The sequence below is a fragment of the Fulvivirga ligni genome (assembly GCF_021389935.1).
In the GTDB taxonomy this organism is placed as follows: domain Bacteria; phylum Bacteroidota; class Bacteroidia; order Cytophagales; family Cyclobacteriaceae; genus Fulvivirga; species Fulvivirga ligni.
The window spans coordinates 4,428,179-4,446,355 of sequence record NZ_CP089979.1 but is presented as its reverse complement, the minus strand read 5'-3'; the positions used below and the strand labels follow the sequence as shown (position 1 = coordinate 4,446,355).

Below are 18,177 nucleotides of genomic sequence, written 5' to 3'. Positions count from 1 at the left end.
GTAAAGGTAAGTAATATATGTTAGTTGCGAACTACTATAGTATTTGCCGCGGCATCGCCTATGCGTTGATTATTTTTGCTTGATGATGCTACTATAAGTCCTACTAAAAAGAAACAGTCAAGCGGGGCTAGAATAAACCTGATAATGGCCTGTCCAAAACCTATGGGTTCATAATTCGCTTTTAGAACCTTTATTCTCATGGCTCTTTTACCCACCGTTTGCCCCCAAAGTGCTTCACTGATAGGCCAAAGGAAAATTGTGATAGCAAAAAGCAATAATGCAGGATAGCCCTCTAGAGAAAAACTAAGCCCACGGGAACTTCCAAAAAAGCTAACGAGAGCAAAGAATATGACCAGAAAAATGATGTAGTCAATGATAAAAGCGATTACGCGAGCACTTTTTTGAGCTAATTCGTAATTCTTCTCTTGTTCTAGCGGCTGATCTAATATTGGTTCTATCATAGGTTCAATTTAATAAGATGAATCTATAAAAGGTAAATCGGTTTATAGCAATTTTTTCAGGTCATTGGCATTTATTTCATTCTCGGGGTTAAAATCATCTGAATCCATGTATTGTAGAATGGAGGTGTATAGCTGGGCTGCTTCTGGCTTTTCTTTAATACGCTCAAGGTCAGACATACAAACGAGAAGTCTTCCTCGCCCCACTTTGAATTCAAAAATGAACCCCAGCTTATGATTTCTTTCCAAATTATCAATCACCTGAATTATGGGCCTGTAATCATGACTTGTGCTATCTAGTATGAGTGAATTACTAGCTTTGATAATAGAAAACCATTGCCAATTGGTGTGGAAATCTGTAGGAAATGAATTGAATATGGGGTGCTCTGGGTTCATCAACAAGCCTAAGGTACCTGGAGAAACTGGCTTTTTCACCCACTCACTGATCCCTTTAAACATGCCGTAGTTCCAGAAGTCCGAGGGGAAATGACCTGGCAGACTTTTATCTGCTACATCTGCAGTTTGAGGGAAGAGCAAAATGCTTCGTCCTGCACTAAGTTGTGAAAGGGTTTTTGAATCGAGTCTTTTGCTGACCAAGACCTCATTGGCAGGTGCCTCTGTCTTCGGATAAACCCAAATAGGGTAGGAGTTTGTATATCCTGATAGTGAAAGCTCCAGGCTAAGCTTTTGAGCAGTATGAATCTTTAAGAAATCGAAATTGATATCTGCGAGATCTATCACACCTTGTTTAGTTATTGAGTGAGCTAAAGTACCTTGATGTAGAATATCTCCTGCTTCATTTTTTAATTCCCACTGTAGCGTTTCGGAAATAGCTTTATTGGAATAATTGGCTACCATGACTTTAGCTTTAAATGATTCTGTGGACGTGTAACAATACTTTGGCATTTCAAGCAGAAGAACCACGTCATTACATGATTCTTTCCATTTTTCGGGAGTGATCACATTCTTACTATCCATAAATGCATCTAATATGCCTACCAGTGCAGTTCCTTGTCCCGGAAAATCCTGTAGATCAAGCAATTGAAATCCGGCCATGCTTTGGGTTCTTAGGGCTGCCTCCATCTCGGCTTTATAACACAGCGCAGACCAGGCGCCTGAAGCTCTTTGAAATGCACTATCCATTCCTACCATACCAGCCGCCGCCAGTCGCCTTTTAAATACTTCCAGATTTCTAGCTTCAAGTACGCCAGTGTATTTCTCAATCTCTATATAATTCGGGTAGATTTGATATTGGCCGATCTCATGACTCACAATAGGTATATCCATGTGATTTACAGCATAGTCGAATGTAATCTGGGTAGATGGCGTTTGGGTATTTAGCATGCCGCCCTGCTCACTATCTGCGAATGCGTGGGTAAGTCTGGTGTGGGTAAGCATGGAGTCATGTTCATAAGGAGTTCTGGCGCCGACAAAGAAGTCTGAAACTTCACGAGGTCCTACATAGCCGATATTATTATTGCTACCCATAGTGTAAAGTGGCCTGCTGTCATAGGCCTTTAATGCTTTGATGTTTTTTTCCACCCGATCATGACCACTCCATATTTCATTTCCAGGTGAAAACATGACGAATGAAGGGTGATTTCCGTAGGCATCGAGCATAGCCATCCCTTCTTTAAGTTGGGCTTCAGCCACCGTATCAGATTCTAAACCACCCCAGAACGGAAGTTCGGCCTGCAGGTAAATACCCTCCAGATCAGCAGCCGCAAAAGCCGCTTCGGGTGGGCAATAAGTATGAAAGCGATAATGATTTATACCATAATTCTTAGCTATTCTGTACACCTTTTGCCATTCGGCTACGTCCATCGGAGGGTAGCCAGTAAGAGGGAATACGGCGGCTTCGTGCTTACCTCTTAGAAATGTGGTTCTGCCGTTGATGGTAAACTGTGTGCCTTGCACCTTAAAATCACGCATGCCGAAGGTGGTTGTTTGCGCATCCTCCATATCATTATTCGAAATGACCGCCCTTACCTGATACAATGGTTGCTGATATTCATCCCATAAGTCTGCATCATCACCTAATTCGTAAGAGATGGTAACTTCATCAGTGGACTGGATATCTTTTCCGATGGAAGAGAGTGCTTCCGTTTTACCATTATGAATTTTTTGAACTTCTAATTCTATCTTTAAATCATTTATCTTCAGTGGATTATCAATTTTTATAATTGCATTGAAGCTCTTGTTTTTAACGTCTGGAATGACTTTTAAATGAGTAATCCTGAGGTCAAGTGAAGCTTCAATAAAGATGTCTCCTAATATACCGTTCCAGTTGGTTTGGGTATCATCCGAATAAATATGCACGTTGCCGTATGGTGTGAGTGATAGATCATTATTGACCATGATGGCGATGTAGTGGTCTCCGGGTGTCAGTACGTTGGTGACATTAAACTTTTGTGGACTTTGCAGAAGCTTCGAGCTGCCCACCCAGATGCTATCAACCCAAACTTGTGAAACCTTGCTTCTCTCTAGACTTAGCTCCAAATGCTTCCCTTGAAAATCAGCAGGAATGTGCACCTTTTTCCGATACCACGCTGCTCCTTCGTAGATGTACCTCCGATTCAGGTGCATGGTGGTGGTGTCAGTATTTACAATTCCCTTTTTATTAGTGTCTGTGGTGCCCGGAAGGTTTACAGAATCATTCAAGGTTTGCATAAACCATTGCTGATCAATTCCTTCTGTGGCAGTGTCAACGGCAAATTGCCAGCTACCCGATAGGTCTATTCTAGCTCTTTGTGGTTTATCTTCACTACAACTGAGAAGAATAGAAAGGAAGAAAAGTAGGAGGTAGGTAGGTTTAGTCATAAAAACGGGCTTGTTATAGTCAATAATACTATTACAAGCCCGAATTTAATAGATATGCCGAAGTAGTCCTAAATTTTTCTAGTCATTAGTTGAGGTTGTTCTGATTGGTCCAAACTAAATCAGAGATCTTAAAGCCTTCTAGTTCAGCTTTTTTCAGATATTCATCTTTTATATTTTCAGGCATTTGTGGATTTCTGGAAAGCAACCAAAGGTAGTCTCTGTTTTTTCCTGCCACCAGCGCATTTTGATAATCACTATCAATGGCGATGATATTATAGCCGGCATAGAATGGTCCGAAAAATGAGACTTTAAGCTCTCCGGTATGATCATCTTTTACCCATTTCGCTTTACCGTAGGCATCTTCATATTTGCCTTTTTTCTCATTAAATCCACGATTATGAACTTCTATATTGCCATTGTCATTGAGCGAATACTCTGCCGTAACGTGACTTAGATTCTTTTCGAACCGATAGTTAAATCGGGCTATTTCATACCATTTTCCCAGATATTTTTCTTTTTGAAAATCATTTACAGCTTCTACACCTTTAGGGATTTGTCTGTTCTTATTCAGTAAGGCTATGGCGCCGAAGGTCAACAGAGCGCCACCAGCAAACAGTAATTTATTTTTGTTCATTTGGCTAATGTTTGGTTGATGTAAAAACAAACATTTGAGCGCATTGTTGCCGTGCGGCGTCCTGATTTCTAATCCCAGATCATTGGTCTTTCCATACCAAGCGTTCTTAAATAAGCCAGTAATTGTCCGGTATGTACCGCTTCATGGTAGGCTATCCGCATGAGATAATCTCCCAATGAGCGTCGCTGATTCTTGTCTTTTCTCACTATCTCAATGGTTTTTAGATCATGTTCTGAATAGGATCTTATGGTCTTGATAAAATCTGACCTATATGGCTCTGCAAAATCTAGTTCTTCAGTAACGGATTCATATTTAAGGTCGTCCCAAGGAGATTTTATTGAGCTTACACCCTTGTTTTTTATGATATCATGATAAAGGAATTCGCCTTCCAAAACATGTCTGATCATCTCAATACAGCTCATAGCTTTGGCATCTGGTCTCCAGTGATAGAAAGGTTCGGGAACTTGGTGCCAAAGAAGACTACTTCTACGCCTTATTTCATTGAAATTCAGTAATATAAGTTCAACGGAAAGAGCATCTTTTACCACCATTCTTTCATCCATTCCTCAGAGATTTTAGTGGCTTTGTCATGATCATCCGTAACAACTATAAGCTGGTTAGCGTGGTCACTGTACTGTGTGAGTATATTCACATCGGCATCGCCAAGTTTGCGACAGAACATACCTAGTTGGCCAGGCACGTCCTGTCTAAGCTTTAGGATATTTACCGGATGAGCTTTTATCACTTTTATTCCAACTTCTTTAAGCACCGTTTCGGCTTGTTCGGCTTCTTCAACCAGAAAGTGAGCTATGGCTGAGTCTCCATTATAAAATACGCCACCCCCTTCAAGACTGATATGGTGTTTTCCTAAGGTTTCTCCCATCAATGCTAAGGTGCCGGGTTCATTGGTCAATTCGATTTCTAAATCCTTCATATATATTAGGTTTGTTTCGATCCAAAATAAATCAAATCATTACCTTTATATTTCATCAGTGAATGAACTATGGATGTAGAAGAAAAATTTGTGTCAATGGCGGCTCTTATCAGTGAGCCTACTCGTGCAAGAATGCTCTGGAATTTGCTAGATGGCCGTGCCTATACAGCTAGTGAATTGGCCATTGCGGCTGATGTTTCTTCTACCTCAGCCAGTAATCATTTGTCTAAATTGTTAGAGGCCGATATTCTAAAAGTGGACGTCCAGGGCAGGCATCGTTATTATTCATATTCAAGAGATGAGGTGGCCTATGCGGTAGAGTCTTTAGCAAATCTTGCTGGAGATCAGCAGGTTATGAAGACTGCCAAACCAGTAAAAGGTGTGAAATTTTGCCGAACCTGTTATGATCATCTGGCGGGTTATGTTGGGGTGAAGATTGCGGAGGCATTGGTCAATCAGAATTATGTGAAATCTATCGCTCAGGAGTACGAGGTTACTGATGCGGGCTGGCTTTGGGCTACCAGGTTAGGCATACATAGAGATGAACTGATTCAGAAAAGACGACCAGTGATTAAGCAATGTCTGGATTGGAGTGAGAGAAAACCTCACATTGCAGGCCAATTTGGAGCTATGATGCTGGACGAAATGCTGAGAAATAAGTGGTTTAAAAAAACTCAATTTTCGAGAGAACTCATCCTCACCCTTAAAGGCAAGGAGATGCTGGAAGAATATTTAAGCATAGTGTTATAGGCCTTCTTCTACGCTTCTATAGCGGCGAAAATTTGTTAATAATTTGATTAGTGTGAATGTAGACCACAGCATAAGTAGGTACATCATAAACTTCCCTTTTTGAAAAAAGTTTTCTGTAAAAAAATCGGTAATAGAGAGCGTAAGCAATGCTATGCCTATTATCCAAATAGTGGTGAACCAAATCACCTGTTTTAATGAAGGTTTTTTGAACCAATTAGCTTGTTTCTCCATGCTATGTACTTGTCTGATAGAGATTTAAATATACAAAATTTCTAAATAAGACACCGTTCAGTCTCTATCAGTTACACGAGTTACCTCTGGGTAATATTAAACCGAGTGAATGAATAATAAATTAAATTTTCATTCATGTTTACATTTCTATTTCTAAAAGTAATAAGGGCATATTTTTTAATAAATAGCATAGAAATGAACTACTCAAAATTACCCTTTTACCTTACCTTATTTACGGTAGCCGTCCTGGTGTTTTCATGTAAGGACGATGATGAACCTGATCCACGAAGAGCTTTTGCAGGCACTTACGATGTAGATGAACTAGACGCGACTGTGCGTGCAGGCGTAGAGCAGGTGTCTGATAACTTTGATGTCAATACGGAAATAGAATTTATCATAAATCCTGATCTTGACGCTGACGAAATGGAAGTTGAAATGGATGATTTCCTTGAAGATATGGTCAGATCTCTTCTGGCAATATTGGATGACGATGCAATAGTACAGATAGATGTGGATGAGATGGTGGTGGCAGAAATTTCTGGTGACGAATTTGAGATAGATGGCGCCGAGGTGACCCTCACTGTACAGACTGATGATGGTCCATCTGTATATCAGATGGAAGTAGATATAGAAGGGGAGCTAAAAGATGGAGAGTTGGAAATCGAAGCAGAAACTGCTCTTTTGTATTATATACTTGAAGTTGAAACTACAGCAGAAAAGCAATAATTAGGTTTATTTAGCTAAGTAAGGAGGCATGCAGAGATGTGTGCCTCTTTCATTTTTGCTGAAATTTAAATTCATGAAGGTGTTTACAACTTACATTTTTAATGAAATAAGGGGCATCGGTACCAAACTTTTAAGTTATGCGAACCCTAAAATCATCCCTTTCAGTAATCTCTTTCTTAATCATTATAAGTTTCTCATGCACAGATGATCACGCACTAGATATTACTCCAGATCCACGGGAGAAATACGAGGGGACGTATTTAATAAAAAATTGGAAGGTAATGATCAGTGGAGAAGAGACTTTAAATTCAGCATTGGAAATTCCCTTAGGGCTAAGCATAGATCCTGAATTACCAAGCAATATCATGCATATGAATGCGGATAAAATTTTTGGATCAATTATGCCTTTGATAACCTATAAAATCACAACACCAGTTCAATCCATTAACGTAGTTATTGAGGATGATGTGCAGGTAGAAATTCAGGGAAATACATTTGTAATGAACCGGACTGAGATGAAGGGTGCATTCTATTTCTTGAATGCCACAACCGCATCTATCCAGGAGTTTTGGTGGGAGATGGATGGGGCGTTAGATAATGGAGTTATTGAGCTACACATGTTAGGCAACCTTCGGGATCGTACTATTAAAATAGTGGCATTAGGTGAAAAGCAGGAGTCGGAAAACTTATGGGTGGAGCTGCAAATGAATTAAACCTGAAGAGTAGTGAGAAAAATTTTTGGGCATTTGTTTACATCTTCCATTCTCAGGTAAATAAGGCGGAAGTTAAATTTTTTAAATATGCGATACCTAAAATTACCCTTATTAGTCATCATGTTACTGGCTTTTAATATTTCCTGTAAAGAAGATGATGACGCACCTGATCCCCGAGCCGCTTACGCAGGATCATATGAAATTGACGAATGGACAGTTAAAACATCTGAAGCTGGAGTAGAAACTGTTGATGAGGTTGATCTAGAGCTACCACTTGAGTTCATGATAAATACCGAGCTCGACAATGATGAAATGAAAATCAATGATAAAGAGTTTTTGGAAGGGGTTATTCAAAGGGCAGTATTAATGATTTCTAGTACTGTCTATAGAGTAGACATGATTCCGGGTGAAGAAGTGATCATCGAGGTTTCAGGGGATTCATTTGAGTTGGATAAAATGGATATGCAGTTCGTGATGTCTTTAGATGGATACCCGGATGCTCGCTTACTGGATGTTGAACTATCCATGGAAGGAAAGATGGACGATTATGACATAGAACTAGAGATGTCATTTGATTTTTTCGGCTATGAATTTGAAATAGAAGCTGCTGGTAAAAAAGATTAAGACGGCAAAAGAATTATAACTGATGCCCAAAAGATATAAAATTATGATACAATTAAAATCACCGTGGTTAGCCATTCTGTTGTTGGCAGCCTGTATGTTCTCTTGTAAAGATGATGATGATCCGGATCCGCGTTCGGCCTATGAAGGTACTTATGAAATTGATGATTGGACTTTCTCAATCACCAACGGTACGGACGAGAGATCAGGAGAACCCACTTTGGATCTACCAATAGAATTAATGATCAATGCCGACATGGCCAATGATGAATTAGACTTTGTCAATAAACAGGAGTTTTTTGATCAGCTCATGCAGTTTGTAATTTTTGTACTCTACCTTGAGGAGTATGAAATACATGTATTTTTTGATGAGGAAATGGTGGTGGAAGTTGATGGAGACTCATTTGAAATAGATGCTACTAAAATTCGTGTAGTGGTGGAAGAGCCAGGTAGCCCACTAGTAAAGGTGTTTGATTCTGAAATAGAGATGGAAGGAACCATTAATGGCTCATCCATAGAATTTGAAATGTCTGGAGAGGTGTTGGATTACGATTTTGAAATAGAAGCTTCAGGAGAAAAGTAAAAGATTAGGTTTCATCGTTTAGGGTAAAGGGCGTGCAGAGATGTACGCCTTTTTTTATGAAAAATAGTATTAATCTTGTCCCATTCATTATCAGTCATGTCGAAGAAAGGAGACATCTATGTAGTTAATTTGCAGAGGTATTTCAATCATCTTGTTGTCTATAAAGGTATAGCAAGATTTATCGCATAACCGAGTCACCCTGAGCCCCGTCGAAGGGTAGACGATCAGTATTACATTCCTATCTCCTAGGTGGCACCTCAAGATTGAAATGCCCCACCTAATCCTTGTTTTTAACAAGGATTTGTAGAATATAGCATTTGTAATGCAATTATTGTTAAGAGCTGTATTTCATAGCCAAGGTTCCCTTACTTTTTTGCAATCGATCAAAAAAGTAACAAAAAAATCTTTCTTGCTGCAAGGTCTTCCGAGAGCGACATTATTCCATAGATATGGACTACCACTAGGGACTTGAGATAATCCTGTTTTTCAATCTTCTTTCACCGCACGACTGGGCAGCAAGATGGAGCTGCTACCGAGTTTGGTAAACCGTCAGCTTAACGGTCATGTCGACGAAAGGAGACATCTATGTATTTAATGTGCAGAGGCCTTTCAATCATCTTGTTGCTTATGAAGGTATAGCAAGATTTACCGCATAACCGAGTCACCCTGAGCCCCATCGAAGGGTAGACGATCAGTATTACATTCTTATTTCCTAGTTGGCACCTCAAGATTGAAATGACCCACCTAATCCTTGTTTTTAACGAGGATTTGTAGAGTCTAGCATTTGTAATGCGATTATTGCTAAGTACTTTATTTCATAGCTACAGTTCCTTTACTTTTTTGCAGTCGATCAAAAAAGTAACAAAAAATCTTTCTTGCTGCAAGGTCTTCCGAGAGCAGAAGAATTTCATAGATAGCAACTACCACCAGGAACTTGAGATGAGCCTGTTTTTCAATCTTCTTTAACCGCACGACTAGGCAGCAAGATTTGAAAACCACCACCGAGTCATCCTGAGCCCCGTCGAAGGGTAGACGATCAGAATTGCTGACTATGTTTAGAGTACAGGCAACCTGGAGAGCAGATATGCCTCACTACCCTCCGGATATGACTAATATATTAGCTTCGGCTATTGCCATTTATGTAGCCTTCGCCTTCGTAGGTGTCTCCATCTGCGAAACTTCAGACCTTTGCGGCTAATCCTTTGAGCTTTTTATAGCTACAGTTCCTTTACTTTTTTGCAATCGATCAAAAAAGTAACAAAAAAATCTTTCTTGCTGCAAGGTCTTCCGAGAGCAGAAGAATTTCATAGATAGCAACTACCACCAGGGACTTGAGATGAGCATGTTTTTCAATCTTTTTTCAACGCACGACTGGGCAGCAAGATGGAGCCACTTCGGAGTTTGTTGTACAGTAAGCTTGCCTTTTCACTTGCCAAACGGTCATGTCGACGAAAGGAGACATCTATGTATTTAATGTGAAGAGGCCTTTCAATCATCTTGTTGCTTATGAAGGTATAGCAAGATTTACCGCATAACCGAGTCACCCTGAGCCCCATCGAAGGGTAGACGATCAGTATTACATTCTTATTTCCTAGTTGGCACCTCAAGATTGAAATGACCCACCTAATCCTTGTTTTTAACGAGGATTTGTAGAGTCTAGCATTTGTAATGCGATTATTGCTAAGTACTTTATTTCATAGCTACGGTTCCTTTACTTTTTTGCAGTCGATCAAAAAAGTAACAAAAAATCTTTCTTGCTGCAAAGTCTTCCGAGAGCGGCATTATTCCATAGAGATGAACTGCCACCAGGGACTTGAGATGAGCCTGTTTTTCAATCTTCTTTCACCGCACGACTGAGCAGCAAGATTTGAAAACCACCACCGAGTCATCCTGAGCCCCGTCGAAGGGTAGACGATCAGAATTGCTGACTATGTTTAGAGTACAGGCAACCTGAAGAGCAGATATGCCTCACTACCATCCGGATATAACTAATAGATTAGCTTCGGCTATTGCAATTTATGTAGCCTTCGCCTTCGTAGGTGTCTCCACCTACGAAACTTCAGGCCTTTGCGGCTAATCCTTTGAGCTTTTCATAGCTGCGGTTCCTTTACTTTTTTGCAGTCGATCAAAAAAGTAACAAAAAAATCTTTCTTGCTGCAAGGTCTTCCGAGAGCGGCATTATTCCATAGAGATGGACTAACACTGGGGACTTGAGATAATCCTGTTTTTCAATATCCTTAAACCTCACGACTGAGCAGCAAGATTTGAAAACCACCACCGAGTCATCCTGAGCCCCGTCGAAGGATAGACGATCAGAATTGCTGACTATGTTTAGAGTACAGGCAACCTGAAGAGCAGATATGCCTTACTACCCGAATATGACTAATAGATTAGCTTCGGCTATTGACATTTATGTAGCCTTCGCCTTCGTAGGTGTCTCCACCTACGAAACTTCAGGCCTTTGCGGCTATTCCTTTCAGCTTTTCATAGCTACGGTTCCTTTACTTTTTTGCAATCGATCAAAAAAGTAACAAAAAAATCTTTCTTGCTGCAAGGTCTTCCGAGAGCAGAAGAATTTTATAGATAGCAACTACCACCAGGGACTTGAGATGAGTCTGTCTTTCAATCTTCTTTCACCGCACGACTGGGCAGCAAGATGGAGCTGCTACCGAGTTTGTTAATCAGCCTGCCTTTCTCAAAGGTCATGTCGACGAAAGGAGACATCTATGTATTTAATTTGTAGAGGCCTTTCATAACTGGTAATTGCGAACGCAACGAAGTGTAGTGAAGCAATCTCGAAGTTACTTTTACTGTCCATTGAAGCTTGTATGTTGTTGATTCCAGAAATGGAGGTAAATTGTAACTCGATTTGAGTTTCCGCTACGCTAGAACTATCTCAACCTTTCCACCACATCACTAAAATCCTTCACCTTCTCACCAAAGTCTTCCCTGCGGTCCTTCTTCTTTACGCTAGTGACCACATCCTTTATGGAATAATTAACCATACCATAAGATTTTTCAGATAGATAGGAGAGGTCTGACTCTAAACCTTGGATAGTCAGCGCATACAGCTGATAATCAGAACTATCTAATGAAAATTCCCTCATTACAACTGCTTTTTCATCCATCGTTGTCTCCCAGGACTTAACTTTAATGCCATTTAAAATCTCAGTTTTAGGAGAAGATTTATTTGTGATTTTACTGGTTAAGGAGGTGAAGTATTGATTCAGTTCTAGTGATACTCTTTTATGATTTTTTGTCTTTTGATTGGTTGTTTCAAATTTAGCATGCTCTAGAGTGAGCTTTTTCATGTCCTCATTGATTCTTTCCGTGGGGGAAAAGGATAAGGTGAAAATGGTAAACAGTAGGGTGAGATGTGAGAGAATCATGTCAAGATATTTTATTTATGAAGATAATAAAATATCTTGAATTTATGATATTATTTGAGTGAGAAACTCTTAGGCAAGTTTTGCGATAGTCTGTATCTACCTAAAGCTTAATCTCTTCAGCCACAAAAGTGTGCTCAGTAACAAAGCCTGAATCCCAAGTGTCGTTTTCATGACGTACTTTTACTTTCATAACCTTGTCATCTATATGCTCTATTTGCCAGTAATAACCTAGTGTATTTGTGCCAAAGCCATTCATAAACATAGAGGTGCTGTCTGCCTGTATTTCTTCTAGTAAAAGATAAATCTCGTTATCTCCAGTATTGTGCCATTTTCCTATAAAGGTCACTGCTTCAGCGTTTTGTTTATATTGGCCGTTTTTATCGAAGATAAAATTGTTAGAAGGGTCTTCCTGATCAGTCCACTTTTTAGAGGTGAGTACTTTGTTGTTTTGATTTAAGGTAGGGTCAATGTTATGTAGACCGATAATTGAAAGTACTAAGAAGGCAATTTTAATGTGCATAACGTTGTTAGTTAATATGGGCTGAAAATGATCACAGCCCAACTTAGGACTTAACGTTACTTGGGCTAAATTGTTTTAGTATTTTCCTTTATTGATAAGTGGCAGTTATTGATGCTCTCGAACATAATGACACTGAACCAGGCGGTTGAGCATAATCCTCGATTTTACGCATTTGAAATTCAGAGGATTATCCAAAGTTGAAAATAACGGAATGCCACCTCCGAGTAGGATTGGAATGGTGGTAATGGTTATTTCGTCAAGCAAATCTTCTTTGAGGAAATTCTGGATGGTGAGTCCTCCGTCAATATATAACTGGTATTGGCCTTTGGTGGCCAGATGATGGATAAGGCTTTTCAGATCAGTATTAACCATTTCGACCTTGTTATGAAGATGTTCCGGAGTTTGGGTTAAGGTAGTGCTCAGCACATAAACTGGCTTGGTATAAGGCCAGTCTATGTCAAAACCGAGAACTGTTTCATAGGTATTGCGGCCCATAATAATGGCATCTATAGTTGCCATAAAATACCCGTAGCCCATATCGTCATTATCAGGATTTGGGGTAGCATGGAGCCAATCTATATTGCCATTCTTATCTGCAATGTAGCCATCCATACTGGTGGCAATAAATACTTTACAACTGCTTTTCTCCATATTAGTGCTTTGCAGAACAAGATAAGTATTCTACTTTTCAGCTACAGTAGACCATTTGCCTTTTTCTTTAGCTAAATCAATAAGAGCCAGGCCGCGTTTGGTCATCATTTCTTCTCTTATCAGCCTTTCTGCTCTATCAATATTAATATCGCTCCAATTATTTCTTTTTGGGTTTCTAGGTGTGAAGGTGAGATAGTAGCTGTTCTTATCACGCTTCTTACAGAGGCTATCAATCCATCCGAAGCAAAGTGCTTCTTCGGTAGCTTCTATTCTATCCACACAGGTGACATTACTATCTTTATGATAGAAAATAAGCCAAATTGATTTTTCCTTTTCGCCATTCTCTTTCAGCCACTGCCTCCAGCTTTCCCGGCTGTCCATGTATATGGCCTTTTTACCATCCTTTATTTCAATTGGTCCTGATTCAGAAAATTTCACGTTTTCAGGATGAATATCCAATACACTGTAGTTGTTCCTTTGCTCCATTTTTTGATGATTTTTTAGGGTTTTAATCAAAAGTAAAAGCGCATAGTGACAGCCTTATGTCAGTAGGAAAATAGGATGGAATATTTTTTAGCAGTTTCGATATTCTGATGACATCATTCCGGTTGCAGGGCAGCGGAGGGCCGGAATTCTTACCGCTTATTATTGGAGCCTGAACAATTACTCCCTCTGTAAAATCAAAGCATCTTCAATGGGGGAATCAACCAGAATTTTTAGAGTAGAAGTGGAGTCTGAGCTAATTATAATATCCTGAGCTTCTACATCAGGCATCTGATCATACACTTCAGTTTTATCCGGGAACTCAAGCATAGTATAGAATAGGTGAAAGTGAAGGTCTCTTTGTATAAATATATGTTGGGGTTCGTGCTTCTTAACTATTTCTAATTCCCTATCTATTTGAGCATAAAAAAGTTTGTCATAAATGTACTGGTTGATGCGATGTAGCCAGGTGTATTTAAAATTAAAGGCTGTATTTGCTGCCATGATTATAATGCATGTGGTTAGTACTAGTTTTTTATGGCTTCCAGATAAATCATAAATGATAAAACCGATCAATAGAGTGAATATCACATTTAGATAGATCAGTGCTCTAAAAGGAATGTAAGTTCTCATAATCAAAGAGAAAATGATGACCATGAATAACTGCAAGCCGGTGAAGAGATGAAGCCTTTTGGTTTCTTTAGTATATTTTTTTCTAAGAAACAGATATGAAATGAAGGGAAGCAGTAAAATGAGATATGCTTTTGCATTAGCATTTGTGATAACACTCATGGTCTCAAGCGTTTCCATATAAAGCACCAAGGGCTGAAGCGGTTCTTTAGTGAATGATCGTGGGATGATTTTATCCCAGCCACTAACCAGGCACACTGGGAAATAGAATAAACCAACCAGGATGGCTAATAGGCTAGAGGCCAGCAAAATTTGACGAAAATCGGTTTTTCTGAAACTTCGATACTGAATGAGAGCATACAGAATAAGTGCTGTGAACGGTATGATAAACAGCTTGTTAGTACAAAAAGCGAGAATAGAAATAAAACTCAACAAGAGGAGTTGGGATGTCTTATGAGAGGTGCGGTATTCTTCAAATAGTATGTAGCTAACCACCGAAAATAGAGCCATAAGATAATAGGATCTCCCCTGAATACTGTAAATACCAGCCCAAAAGGATGTTGCAACCAGAATAGCACTGAACAACGCTTTTACCAACCCCTTTTTTTGGAGCCAGCTAAATATGCATATCAATAAAATCAGTTCTGCTACGATAGAAGGTAGCCTAATGGCCAGCTTATCTGGAAAGCCCAATGACAGGAGCAGATGAGATAAATCAGTATAAAAAACGTGGTTGTTCGCCCAGCCAATGCCATCTGTAAATTGATAAGTATGCCTGATCAATATGTCTTTCTTGCTGTAGTATACATAATCAAATACTTCATCTATGTGCAGTGGGAAATGATAATATAGGAAGACTTTGTAGGCCAGCCAAACAAGGAGTAAGCTGCCAATAGTCAACAGCTCTTTTCTACTTAAAGATGGAGCCTTGAAACTGAGCTTTCCACATGATTTGATCAGCCGAACCATCAGAGCCAGACTTAGCAAATTGAGTATCAGAAAGGCAATGAGAATAGGAATATAATAGGCTTTTACAAACTGAAAATGTGAAGCTGAAAGAAAGTATTCATCAATCTTATGATTGAGATAAGTGTCTTGAAATAAGTGATTTACAGTTGTGCTGAACTGAGAGTAATCTTCGATTTCACCTATTATGTAAAACCAATAGCATGAGGGGTATGACACAAATATGAGCCAAAATACGCCTAGCGATAAAAGGGCCAGCGTACTCAGGTTGATATTTATGGACTTACCATTCATGAAGTTTATTTTGAGGGAAGGGATTATTGTTGAATATACTCAGCAGAGAGGATACTTCGTTTCAGTATTTCTAGTTCGTCTTTATGGTTAGACGCACCAGAAATCACATTAGTAAAAGAATCGTTTCCAAATATGAGAATAATTGCTGTCGACTTATGCATGGAATTGGTCATCACTATATATTTAGCAGGATAACCATCTATGGTCAACTCTTTGTCTTCAAGAATGATGATTTCAGGAGAAGACATTTGTTCCAGATACAGCGGCATGTTATCATTATAAGCACCACCATTGATTGTCATTACAGATAGTTGAGAGCTATCTTTTTCATAACCAAGGAAGTTTTGGCTTTTTGTATACCCTTCTGGCACCACGAGGGAAATGTTAGTGCCATGTATGTGTTTTCGCTGTGCATGAGAAATGCTGCAAGTGATAGCAATTAGTAACAACGTGCTGAACAGTATCTTTTTCATGCTGCCAAAATAGATAATTAAGTTCAATGGAGCGCATTTGAAAAAGAGAAAAGCCGTAAGAATAATAGCTTACGGCTTGTTAAAAAAACATCATCATTCGTACTAATTATTTTTGATTATCAATCACCTCATCCAGATTCTCTAGTGCCAAGGTGAAGCCTTCTTTGAATCCCATTTCTATGATAGTTTGAATGTCTTCAAATTTGTCATGCTTTATATGCACTGTAACTGTAGTGGTGGAATCATTGGCTGGTTCAAAATCGACAGACCACTGAGATCGGGGCATTTGGGTATTTAAATTTGCGTCATTGTCACAAAATGCATCCAGCTGCTGGAAATTATTTTTTGGGGAGATTGACGTATAATCGGCTAAGGCCCAATGCTCTTCTCCCTGTGGACCTTGCATAGCGTAAAGGCGTCTACCCCCTTCTTCAAAGTTCATAGATTTGGTTTTAGATTGCCATGGTTTAGGTGCCCACCATTTATCTAAAAGCTCAGCTTCAGTCCAGGCACGCCAAACAAAATCCACAGGTGCATCAAACTCTCTTTTTACAATGATGGTACTGTTTTCCTTGTCAACAGTAAAGTCCATAAGTAGGTTAGTCTTCATTATTATTTGATTTTAATTGATTGAGTACAACATCCAATTGTTCAAAACGGCTTTTCCATATCTGCCTGAATTGCTCAAGCCATTGATCTACCTCTTTCATCTTCTCAATCTTCAGCTTGTAGTAGATTTCCCTTCCTTCCTTATTTTGCTCTAATAACTCACATTCATTCAAGATCTTAATGTGCTTAGACACAGCCTGTCTGCTAGTGTCAAACTTCTCTGCCAGTGCATTTGGCGTGAGTGCCTGAGAAGCAATAAGAACTAAAATGGCCCTCCGTGTAGGATCAGCTATGGCTTGGAATATATCTCTTTTCATAATAAATTAGAAACCGTTTGGTTGCAAATATAAGCAACCTTTTGGTTTCTCAAAAGATTTTATAAAAAATTTACAAGAAATTAATTACATGTATAAAATCTGATCCTTGTTTTTAACGAGGATTTGTAGAGAATGGCATTTGAAATGCCAGTGGAAGCATACTTTGCTAACTTTCGCCTTCGTAGGTACTGAGCAGCAAGATTTGAAAACCACCACCGAGTCATCCTGAGCCCCGTCGAAGGGTCGACGATCAGAATTGCTAACTATTTTTAGAGTGCAGGCAACCTGAAGAGCAGATATGGCTCACTACCATCCTATATGACTAATAGATTAGTCTTCGCCTTCGTAGGTGTCTCCACCTACGAAACTTCAGACCTGCAACTAATCCTTTCAACTTTTCATAGCCAAGGTTCCTTTACTTTTTTGCAATCGATCAAAAAAGTAACAAAAAAATCTTTCTTGCTGCAAGGTCTTCCGAGAGCGACATTATTCCATAGATATGGACTACCACTAAGGACTTGAGATAAGCTTGTTTTTCAATATCCTTAAACCTCACGACTGAGCAGCAAGATTTTATGCTTCTATATTCTAGGTGCTACTGTCAAGATTTAAATACCACGATCGAGTCATCCTGAGCCCCGTCGAAGGGTAGACGATCAAAATTGCTAACTATGTTTAGAGTGCAGGCAACCTGAAGAGCAGATATGCCTCACTACCATCCTATATGACCAATAGATTAGCCTTCGCCTTCGTAGGTGTCTCCACCTACGAAACTTCAGGCCTTTGCGACACATCCTTTCAGCTTTTCATAGCCAAAGTTCCTTTACTTTTGCAGTCGATCAAAAAAGTAACAAAAAAATCTTTCTTGCTGCAAGGTCTTCCGAGAGCGGTATTATTTCATAGATATGGACTGCCACTAAGGACTTGAGATAAGCTTGTGTTTCAATATACTTAAATCTCACGACTGTGCAGCAAGATTTGAAGGCTACCACCGAGTCATCCTGAGCCCCGTCGAAGGGTTGGCGATTTCGTACTTCGCTTGTTTTTCTATTCTTAGACGAGCAACACACTCAAACCTCATTCCGGAATTCTGTAGCGTAGCGGAAGAATATCCGGAATCTTACTGTTAGGTTTGCAGAGGCTGAACAGCAAGATTCCGGCTCTCCGCTACGCTGCGGCCAGGAATGACGTTTTAGAGGTACTGCTCGCTGTTCTGCTCTACTACTTTTCTATCGCTGACACTCTGAACTAATCGTAAGACATAAGATCAGCACTACCCGCTCCGCCTTCGTTGTGTGTTATCACCAACGAAACCACCAGCTTATATTTGCCCACTGACACCGAAACGCTGGAGAGGCCTATTTATTGACCTTAA

The 18,177-nt window shown here is 39.6% G+C and carries 21 protein-coding genes; 8 read left to right on the top strand and 13 right to left on the bottom strand.

Annotated features, from left to right (window positions below; translation table 11 throughout):
- Window positions 1-20: 20 nt before the first annotated feature.
- From LVD16_RS18655 to LVD16_RS18635, 5 genes are all read right to left on the bottom strand, one after another.
- Complete coding sequence (locus tag LVD16_RS18655; protein ID WP_233769799.1) at window positions 21-461, bottom strand: RDD family protein; 441 nt, start codon at window positions 459-461, stop codon at window positions 21-23.
- 42 nt (window positions 462-503) lie between these two features.
- On the bottom strand, window positions 504-3,278 hold the full coding sequence (locus tag LVD16_RS18650; RefSeq protein WP_233769798.1) for a DUF8487 domain-containing protein: 2,775 nt from the start codon (window positions 3,276-3,278) through the stop codon (window positions 504-506).
- Between the two features lie 85 nt (window positions 3,279-3,363).
- On the bottom strand, window positions 3,364-3,912 hold the full coding sequence (locus tag LVD16_RS18645) for a lipocalin family protein (protein WP_233769797.1): 549 nt from the start codon (window positions 3,910-3,912) through the stop codon (window positions 3,364-3,366).
- Window positions 3,913-3,980: 68 nt separating this feature from the next.
- The gene (locus tag LVD16_RS18640; protein ID WP_233769796.1) at window positions 3,981-4,475 is read right to left on the bottom strand and encodes a DinB family protein; all 495 of its coding nucleotides are present in this window, start codon (window positions 4,473-4,475) and stop codon (window positions 3,981-3,983) included.
- On the bottom strand, window positions 4,454-4,846 hold the full coding sequence (locus tag LVD16_RS18635; RefSeq protein WP_233769795.1) for an amino acid-binding ACT domain-containing protein: 393 nt from the start codon (window positions 4,844-4,846) through the stop codon (window positions 4,454-4,456). The genes LVD16_RS18640 and LVD16_RS18635 overlap by 22 nt, the downstream gene beginning before the upstream one ends.
- Before the next feature lie 69 nt (window positions 4,847-4,915).
- On the opposite strand from LVD16_RS18635, the gene LVD16_RS18630 reads away from it, so the two are divergent.
- The 7 genes from LVD16_RS18630 (at window position 4,916) to LVD16_RS18600 (ending at window position 11,001) form a co-directional block, all read left to right on the top strand.
- Window positions 4,916-5,596 carry an ArsR/SmtB family transcription factor gene (locus tag LVD16_RS18630; RefSeq protein ID WP_233769794.1) on the top strand — a complete coding sequence of 227 codons (681 nt, stop codon included), beginning with the start codon at window positions 4,916-4,918 and terminating at the stop codon, window positions 5,594-5,596.
- Window positions 5,597-6,022: 426 nt separating this feature from the next.
- Window positions 6,023-6,553 carry a hypothetical protein gene (locus LVD16_RS18625; RefSeq protein ID WP_233769793.1) on the top strand — a complete coding sequence of 177 codons (531 nt, stop codon included), beginning with the start codon at window positions 6,023-6,025 and terminating at the stop codon, window positions 6,551-6,553.
- 137 nt (window positions 6,554-6,690) lie between these two features.
- Window positions 6,691-7,266, top strand: a complete 576-nt coding sequence (locus LVD16_RS18620) for a hypothetical protein (RefSeq protein ID WP_233769792.1) — start codon at window positions 6,691-6,693, stop codon at window positions 7,264-7,266.
- A gap of 87 nt (window positions 7,267-7,353) precedes the next feature.
- Window positions 7,354-7,890 (top strand): hypothetical protein, encoded by a 537-nt coding sequence (locus tag LVD16_RS18615; protein WP_233769791.1) that lies wholly within the window; start codon window positions 7,354-7,356, stop codon window positions 7,888-7,890.
- Window positions 7,891-7,933: 43 nt separating this feature from the next.
- On the top strand, window positions 7,934-8,470 hold the full coding sequence (locus tag LVD16_RS18610; RefSeq protein WP_233769790.1) for a hypothetical protein: 537 nt from the start codon (window positions 7,934-7,936) through the stop codon (window positions 8,468-8,470).
- A 1,051-nt stretch (window positions 8,471-9,521) separates the two neighbouring features.
- Window positions 9,522-9,668: a hypothetical protein gene (locus LVD16_RS18605; protein ID WP_233769789.1), complete on the top strand. Its 147-nt coding sequence runs from the start codon at window positions 9,522-9,524 to the stop codon at window positions 9,666-9,668.
- A 1,180-nt stretch (window positions 9,669-10,848) separates the two neighbouring features.
- Window positions 10,849-11,001 carry a hypothetical protein gene (locus LVD16_RS18600; protein ID WP_233769788.1) on the top strand — a complete coding sequence of 51 codons (153 nt, stop codon included), beginning with the start codon at window positions 10,849-10,851 and terminating at the stop codon, window positions 10,999-11,001.
- 360 nt (window positions 11,002-11,361) lie between these two features.
- Here LVD16_RS18600 and LVD16_RS18595 read toward each other — a convergent pair whose 3' ends face one another.
- The 8 genes from LVD16_RS18595 to LVD16_RS18560 all read right to left on the bottom strand — a co-directional run bounded on the left by LVD16_RS18595 (window position 11,362) and on the right by LVD16_RS18560 (window position 16,802).
- The gene (locus LVD16_RS18595) at window positions 11,362-11,859 is read right to left on the bottom strand and encodes a hypothetical protein (RefSeq protein WP_233769787.1); all 498 of its coding nucleotides are present in this window, start codon (window positions 11,857-11,859) and stop codon (window positions 11,362-11,364) included.
- 100 nt (window positions 11,860-11,959) lie between these two features.
- The gene (locus LVD16_RS18590) at window positions 11,960-12,379 is read right to left on the bottom strand and encodes a hypothetical protein (RefSeq protein WP_233769786.1); all 420 of its coding nucleotides are present in this window, start codon (window positions 12,377-12,379) and stop codon (window positions 11,960-11,962) included.
- Window positions 12,380-12,484: 105 nt separating this feature from the next.
- Window positions 12,485-13,030 (bottom strand): dihydrofolate reductase family protein, encoded by a 546-nt coding sequence (locus tag LVD16_RS18585; RefSeq protein ID WP_233769785.1) that lies wholly within the window; start codon window positions 13,028-13,030, stop codon window positions 12,485-12,487.
- 30 nt (window positions 13,031-13,060) lie between these two features.
- On the bottom strand, window positions 13,061-13,516 hold the full coding sequence (locus tag LVD16_RS18580) for a YdeI/OmpD-associated family protein (RefSeq protein ID WP_233769784.1): 456 nt from the start codon (window positions 13,514-13,516) through the stop codon (window positions 13,061-13,063).
- A 177-nt stretch (window positions 13,517-13,693) separates the two neighbouring features.
- On the bottom strand, window positions 13,694-15,403 hold the full coding sequence (locus LVD16_RS18575) for a glycosyltransferase family 39 protein (RefSeq protein WP_233769783.1): 1,710 nt from the start codon (window positions 15,401-15,403) through the stop codon (window positions 13,694-13,696).
- A 23-nt stretch (window positions 15,404-15,426) separates the two neighbouring features.
- Window positions 15,427-15,876, bottom strand: coding sequence for a hypothetical protein (locus LVD16_RS18570; RefSeq protein ID WP_233769782.1), 450 nt, complete (start codon window positions 15,874-15,876; stop codon window positions 15,427-15,429).
- A gap of 106 nt (window positions 15,877-15,982) precedes the next feature.
- Window positions 15,983-16,486 (bottom strand): SRPBCC family protein, encoded by a 504-nt coding sequence (locus LVD16_RS18565; protein ID WP_233769781.1) that lies wholly within the window; start codon window positions 16,484-16,486, stop codon window positions 15,983-15,985.
- Window positions 16,476-16,802, bottom strand: coding sequence for an ArsR/SmtB family transcription factor (locus tag LVD16_RS18560; protein WP_233769780.1), 327 nt, complete (start codon window positions 16,800-16,802; stop codon window positions 16,476-16,478). The genes LVD16_RS18565 and LVD16_RS18560 overlap by 11 nt, the downstream gene beginning before the upstream one ends.
- Window positions 16,803-17,526: 724 nt before the next feature.
- Here LVD16_RS18560 and LVD16_RS18555 point away from each other — a divergent pair.
- Window positions 17,527-17,730, top strand: a complete 204-nt coding sequence (locus LVD16_RS18555) for a hypothetical protein (RefSeq protein WP_233769779.1) — start codon at window positions 17,527-17,529, stop codon at window positions 17,728-17,730.
- The last annotated feature ends 447 nt before the right edge of the window (window positions 17,731-18,177 follow it).

Excerpts from the sequence above, each read along its gene's own strand:
- LVD16_RS18655 (WP_233769799.1), bottom strand. The coding sequence starts at position 461 with ATGATAGAACCAATATTAGATCAGCCGCTAGAACAAGAGAAGAATTAC.
- LVD16_RS18650 (WP_233769798.1), bottom strand. The coding sequence starts at position 3,278 with ATGACTAAACCTACCTACCTCCTACTTTTCTTCCTTTCTATTCTTCTC.
- LVD16_RS18645 (WP_233769797.1), bottom strand. The coding sequence starts at position 3,912 with ATGAACAAAAATAAATTACTGTTTGCTGGTGGCGCTCTGTTGACCTTC.
- LVD16_RS18640 (WP_233769796.1), bottom strand. The coding sequence starts at position 4,475 with ATGGATGAAAGAATGGTGGTAAAAGATGCTCTTTCCGTTGAACTTATA.
- LVD16_RS18635 (WP_233769795.1), bottom strand. The coding sequence starts at position 4,846 with ATGAAGGATTTAGAAATCGAATTGACCAATGAACCCGGCACCTTAGCA.
- LVD16_RS18630 (WP_233769794.1), top strand. The coding sequence starts at position 4,916 with ATGGATGTAGAAGAAAAATTTGTGTCAATGGCGGCTCTTATCAGTGAG.
- LVD16_RS18625 (WP_233769793.1), top strand. The coding sequence starts at position 6,023 with ATGAACTACTCAAAATTACCCTTTTACCTTACCTTATTTACGGTAGCC.
- LVD16_RS18620 (WP_233769792.1), top strand. The coding sequence starts at position 6,691 with ATGCGAACCCTAAAATCATCCCTTTCAGTAATCTCTTTCTTAATCATT.
- LVD16_RS18615 (WP_233769791.1), top strand. The coding sequence starts at position 7,354 with ATGCGATACCTAAAATTACCCTTATTAGTCATCATGTTACTGGCTTTT.
- LVD16_RS18610 (WP_233769790.1), top strand. The coding sequence starts at position 7,934 with ATGATACAATTAAAATCACCGTGGTTAGCCATTCTGTTGTTGGCAGCC.
- LVD16_RS18605 (WP_233769789.1), top strand. The coding sequence starts at position 9,522 with ATGTTTAGAGTACAGGCAACCTGGAGAGCAGATATGCCTCACTACCCT.
- LVD16_RS18600 (WP_233769788.1), top strand. The coding sequence starts at position 10,849 with ATGACTAATAGATTAGCTTCGGCTATTGACATTTATGTAGCCTTCGCC.
- LVD16_RS18595 (WP_233769787.1), bottom strand. The coding sequence starts at position 11,859 with ATGATTCTCTCACATCTCACCCTACTGTTTACCATTTTCACCTTATCC.
- LVD16_RS18590 (WP_233769786.1), bottom strand. The coding sequence starts at position 12,379 with ATGCACATTAAAATTGCCTTCTTAGTACTTTCAATTATCGGTCTACAT.
- LVD16_RS18585 (WP_233769785.1), bottom strand. The coding sequence starts at position 13,030 with ATGGAGAAAAGCAGTTGTAAAGTATTTATTGCCACCAGTATGGATGGC.
- LVD16_RS18580 (WP_233769784.1), bottom strand. The coding sequence starts at position 13,516 with ATGGAGCAAAGGAACAACTACAGTGTATTGGATATTCATCCTGAAAAC.
- LVD16_RS18575 (WP_233769783.1), bottom strand. The coding sequence starts at position 15,403 with ATGAATGGTAAGTCCATAAATATCAACCTGAGTACGCTGGCCCTTTTA.
- LVD16_RS18570 (WP_233769782.1), bottom strand. The coding sequence starts at position 15,876 with ATGAAAAAGATACTGTTCAGCACGTTGTTACTAATTGCTATCACTTGC.
- LVD16_RS18565 (WP_233769781.1), bottom strand. The coding sequence starts at position 16,486 with ATGAAGACTAACCTACTTATGGACTTTACTGTTGACAAGGAAAACAGT.
- LVD16_RS18560 (WP_233769780.1), bottom strand. The coding sequence starts at position 16,802 with ATGAAAAGAGATATATTCCAAGCCATAGCTGATCCTACACGGAGGGCC.
- LVD16_RS18555 (WP_233769779.1), top strand. The coding sequence starts at position 17,527 with ATGACCAATAGATTAGCCTTCGCCTTCGTAGGTGTCTCCACCTACGAA.